Below are 4,056 nucleotides of genomic sequence, written 5' to 3'. Positions count from 1 at the left end.
CGGGCCACCTTCACGACAGGGGGTGGCTCTCTCTCGCACCAGGACGCATGGTCGCGGGAAGGACAGCCTGTCGGAGCAGTGTTCCAGCAGAGGGGTCGGTAGGCATCCGCCTACTCCTGGCGGTCTTGACCCCTTTTCCTGGGATGTGAACAAGATGCAGCCACTTTCAGGAGTCACTCACATGGCGGACGAGCGCGAGGACACGACGATCTACAAGGTCGTCGTCAACCACGAGGAGCAGTATTCCATCTGGCCGGCGGACCGGGAGAACGCGCCGGGCTGGAAGGACGCGGGCAAGCAGGGCCTGAAGGCCGAGTGCCTCGAGCACATCAAGCAGGTGTGGACGGACATGCGTCCGCTGAGCCTGCGCAAGAAGATGGAAGAGCAGGCGCTGAAGAACTGAAGCGACGAGCGCCCCGCCTGACGGACCCCGGTGAACTCACTGGGGTCCGAGGGCGGGGTTCAACGTCTCAGAGGTCCGGCGGCGGACGAACCCCCAGATGGCAGGCGCGCAACGCCAGCTGGGTGCGGTTCTCGGCCCCAAGCTTCCGGTAGAGCTGGGTGACGTGCGACTTGACGGTGCGCTCGGCGATTTGAAGATGTGCGGCGATCTTCAAGTTGTCCGCGCCCCCGGCCACATACGCCAGGACCTCGCGCTCGCGCTGAGTGAGCGCCAGCAGGACACTCGCGGTGGGTGACGTGACGGGCGGATGCTCGAAGTCGTTGCGCAACAGCTGCACCGGGAAGAGCCGCTCACCTCGCACCAGCGAGTTGATGGCCGAGGACACGGCGGACGTGCCGAGCCCCTTCCGGAAGAGGTAGCCGGAGGCACCCTCGTCGAAGCACTGGGAGATGATCTCCGGAGCACTCACGGCCGAGAGGAGCAACATGCGCACCTCCAGCCGACGCTTGCGGGCTTCGCGCAACAGGTTGATGCCTTCGGTCACAGAGCAGCCCACGGCCGCTTCGCTATCTCCTTCCACATCCATCACCGCCACTTGTGGCGGATCGGTTCCCAGCCCATCGAGAAAGAGTCGCACGTCCCTCGTCACCGAGGTCACGGCAACACCCTCGCCGCGAAGACCGTCGGCGAGGCTTTCCCACGCCGCCCACGGTCCTTCGAGAATGGATACACGGATCGCTGCTTGATTAGTTGCCATGCGAAGGCCCCCCAGCCGCCATGGCGAAACAACTTGGACTGCAGTGTTGACTGCTTCCGACCTCCGGACAGCTCAGGCCAGCGGGAAGAGGCTTCCAGGTCGTGCGTGCACGTCCGCTGAACCACTCCGGGATCGGCCCATCGATGTAAGACCCGACTCCCTGACTGCTTTCAACTACCCACGACTCGCGACGTCCTTCCGGGCTCCACCTCCGCTGGAGCCAGCTCCAGGTTCAACGCCACGAATACCCTAACACCGGGAAAGCGCAGAGGCGAAGGCGCCCCTGGCGCGAGTGTCAAGTGTGCGCGAATCGGATTGGATTCGGGCACCGCGTCCGTTGGTTCGTCATCGCTGTCGCGTCCATGACAGCCTTTTCCGTCCAACAGCCGATACCCGCCGTCCCCCGTCGTGGGTCCGGATGTCCACCACGCAACACCCCTCTGAGCCTGGATTAGCCAGACAGCCGGGTCGCAACAGGTGGGAGATGGTACGGCGGGCGGCGTGTATGCTGGGTAGCGGACATGAGTACCGCTTCGACTCCGCACCTCGCCGTGGCCACGCCGGAACGCGTGGCGCTCTCCCTGCCCGTGGCCGGCATCGGCTACCGGTGCCTCGCGTGGCTGGTGGACGCCAGCCTGCTCTTCTTCTTCTGGGTGGTGGCGTACTTCGTCTTCACGCTGCTGGTGTCGGACGTGCTCGGCGTCTTCCAGGGGCTGTCGGGCGTGGGCCAGACGTTGCTGGTGGTGGGCATCTTCGCCACACAGTGGCTGTACTGGACGCTGGGCGAGGTCTTCTTCCATGGGCAGACACCGGGCAAGCGGGCGCTGCGCATCCGCGTGGTGCGGCTGGATGGCTCGCCAGTGGGCCTCTACGAGAGCGCGGTGCGCAACCTGTGCCGCGCGGTGGACTTCCTGCCGGGTGTCTATGCCGCCGGCTGCATCAGCATGCTGCTGACGCCGCAGCACCGACGCCTGGGTGACCTGCTGGCTGGGACGGTGCTGGTGCGCGAGGAGCGCATCGACCTGGACAAGTACACCGCGACGAGGGCGCCCGAAGCCGGCGCCCCGGGTCCGAAAGCCACGCGGGCGCTGACGCCGGACGAGGTGGAGCTGGTGCTGGCCTTCCTCACGCGCGCGCCCGGTTTGCAAGCCGACGCCCGGAGGAGGATGGGGACGAAGCTGGTGGAGAAGCTGGGCGGGCTGACGTCCGAGGAGCAGGCCACGGTGCTCGCGTCGGCCGAGGCCACCGAGGCGTTCCTGCGGGCCCACGTTCAGGTGGAGCGCTAGAGATGGCCGTCGCCCTGCCGGCCTTCGTCGCCAGCCATCGCGGAAGCTGGGACTCCCTGGAGGCACTGCTCACACGCCAGCGCGAGGGCACCCTGACGCTGGAGGAGCTGCGCACGCTGGACACGCTGTATCGCCGCGCCGCCTCGGACCTGGCGCATGCGCAGACGTTCTACCCTGGCACCGACGCGCACCGCTTCCTCAACCAGCTCTGCGCGCGCGCCTACGCCGCCATCTACCAACCCCCGCGCGAGCGCTGGGCCTCGGTGCGCGCCTTCTTCCGCCGCGAGTTCCCCCAGACGCTGCGCCGGGAGCTGCGCTACGTGGGTGCCAGCGCCGCGCTGTTCATCCTGGGCCTGCTGCTGGGCGCGCTGGTGGTGCTGTGGGAGCCTCGGGGCGCGGAGCTGCTCGTGCCCGCGGGCGTCCGTCAGTACGTGGCCCAGGGCCGCATGTGGACGGACGATATCCTGTCCGTGGCGCCCCCCAACTCGGTGTCGTCGGGCATCGCCACCAACAACCTCACCGTCACCATCCTCACCTTCGCCATGGGCCTGTTCTACGGGCTGGGGACGGTGTTCATCCTGGTGAACAACGGCGTGCAGATTGGCGCCATCGCCGCGCTGTGTGCCCGCGAGGGGATGCTGGGGAGGCTTATGGACTTCATCTCCGCGCACGGCCCGGTGGAGCTGTCCGTCATCGTCATCGCGGGCGGAGCGGGGCTGATGGTGGGCCAGTCGCTCATCGACCCGGGGGAGCTGCCCCGGGGACAGGCACTGGCCCTGCGCGGGCGGGAAGCGGTGAAGCTGGTGCTGGGGTGCGCGCCCTTCCTCGCCCTCATCGGCGTGGTGGAGGGCTACGTGTCCCCGGGCGACTTGTTCCCCACCTGGGCGAAGGCCGCGCTCGGCCTGGCCCTGGGGGGATTGTTCTGGGGCTACCTGCTGCGCGCGGGCAGCGCGGAAGCGGAGACGGTGCCGGAGGTCAGGGCGTCCTGACGCTTGTGCTGCTGGTGGCGGAGGATGCGCTCATAGGCCACGTTCAGCTCGCGCATCTTCTCCACGGAGCCGCCTCGGTCCGGGTGCCGCTCCAACGCCAGCGCGTGGTAGCGCGCACGAACCTTCTCCGCCGAGTCCAGGGGCGACACGCCCAGGAGCTGGTACGGGTCCTGGTCCTCGATCGCGGACAGCCAGCGCTCCAGCCGGTCCTTCACCTCGATGAAGCGCTCATCCTGGGCGCCGGTGTCCTTCACCGGGTGGGTGCGCACCTTCGCGTCCGCGCGGAGCACGTCCGTGTAGGTACTGCTGACCCAGCGGTGGCAGCCGGAACACCGGTAGTAGCGAACCCGGTTCCCCATCTGAAGGGTCATCCGGATGCCGCAGTGGGTGCACTCCACCTCCACGTTCTCCAGGGTCCGCCAGCTCGAAACCGCAGTGTTCATCAGCACTTGCTCCCGTCAGCAACACGCCTGTAGCACCGCCAAACTCCCATGTCGGGAGATCGCGTCAAGAAAATCTCCACGGGCGCGGCTGCTCCAGGCACCCGGCTTTCGGGTTAGATAGGGGCCCATGAGCCCCCTGCTCGTCGCCGGACTGCTGCTCGTCGCCGCCGCTCCGGCC

Annotated in this window: 5 protein-coding genes; 3 read left to right on the top strand and 2 right to left on the bottom strand. The window is 67.7% G+C overall.

Annotation, left to right across the window (positions count from 1 at the left end):
• Positions 1–181: 181 nt before the first annotated feature.
• Complete coding sequence (locus tag HR086_RS22165) at positions 182–403, top strand: MbtH family protein (protein ID WP_141648541.1); 222 nt, start codon at positions 182–184, stop codon at positions 401–403.
• A gap of 67 nt (positions 404–470) precedes the next feature.
• Here the strand turns inward: HR086_RS22165 and fruA are convergent, their stop codons facing one another.
• Positions 471–1,160 (bottom strand): response regulator transcription factor FruA, encoded by a 690-nt coding sequence (fruA, locus tag HR086_RS22160; protein WP_141648540.1) that lies wholly within the window; start codon positions 1,158–1,160, stop codon positions 471–473.
• Between the two features lie 521 nt (positions 1,161–1,681).
• On the opposite strand from fruA, the gene HR086_RS22155 reads away from it, so the two are divergent.
• Both HR086_RS22155 and HR086_RS22150 read left to right on the top strand, forming a co-directional pair.
• Complete coding sequence (locus HR086_RS22155; protein WP_174466585.1) at positions 1,682–2,446, top strand: RDD family protein; 765 nt, start codon at positions 1,682–1,684, stop codon at positions 2,444–2,446.
• 2 nt (positions 2,447–2,448) lie between these two features.
• Positions 2,449–3,435 (top strand): stage II sporulation protein M, encoded by a 987-nt coding sequence (locus tag HR086_RS22150; protein ID WP_141648538.1) that lies wholly within the window; start codon positions 2,449–2,451, stop codon positions 3,433–3,435.
• On the opposite strand, the gene HR086_RS22145 is transcribed toward HR086_RS22150, so the two are convergent.
• Positions 3,375–3,878, bottom strand: coding sequence for a J domain-containing protein (locus HR086_RS22145; protein WP_141648537.1), 504 nt, complete (start codon positions 3,876–3,878; stop codon positions 3,375–3,377). The two genes, HR086_RS22150 and HR086_RS22145, sit on opposite strands and share 61 nt — an antisense overlap.
• Positions 3,879–4,056 lie beyond the last annotated feature (178 nt).

It is taken from the genome of Myxococcus sp. CA039A, assembly GCF_013336645.1.
Lineage (GTDB): Bacteria > Myxococcota > Myxococcia > Myxococcales > Myxococcaceae > Myxococcus > Myxococcus llanfairpwllgwyngyllgogerychwyrndrobwllllantysiliogogogochensis.
The sequence above is the reverse complement of the archived record's forward strand: the minus strand, read 5'-3'. Positions and strand labels throughout refer to the sequence as shown.

What these genes read in the sequence shown, in the direction of transcription:
- HR086_RS22155 (WP_174466585.1), top strand. Translation starts at nt 1,682, where the DNA reads ATGAGTACCGCTTCGACTCCGCACCTCGCCGTGGCCACGCCGGAACGC.
- HR086_RS22145 (WP_141648537.1), bottom strand. Translation starts at nt 3,878, where the DNA reads ATGAACACTGCGGTTTCGAGCTGGCGGACCCTGGAGAACGTGGAGGTG.
- HR086_RS22150 (WP_141648538.1), top strand. Translation starts at nt 2,449, where the DNA reads ATGGCCGTCGCCCTGCCGGCCTTCGTCGCCAGCCATCGCGGAAGCTGG.
- HR086_RS22165 (WP_141648541.1), top strand. Translation starts at nt 182, where the DNA reads ATGGCGGACGAGCGCGAGGACACGACGATCTACAAGGTCGTCGTCAAC.
- fruA (WP_141648540.1), bottom strand. Translation starts at nt 1,160, where the DNA reads ATGGCAACTAATCAAGCAGCGATCCGTGTATCCATTCTCGAAGGACCG.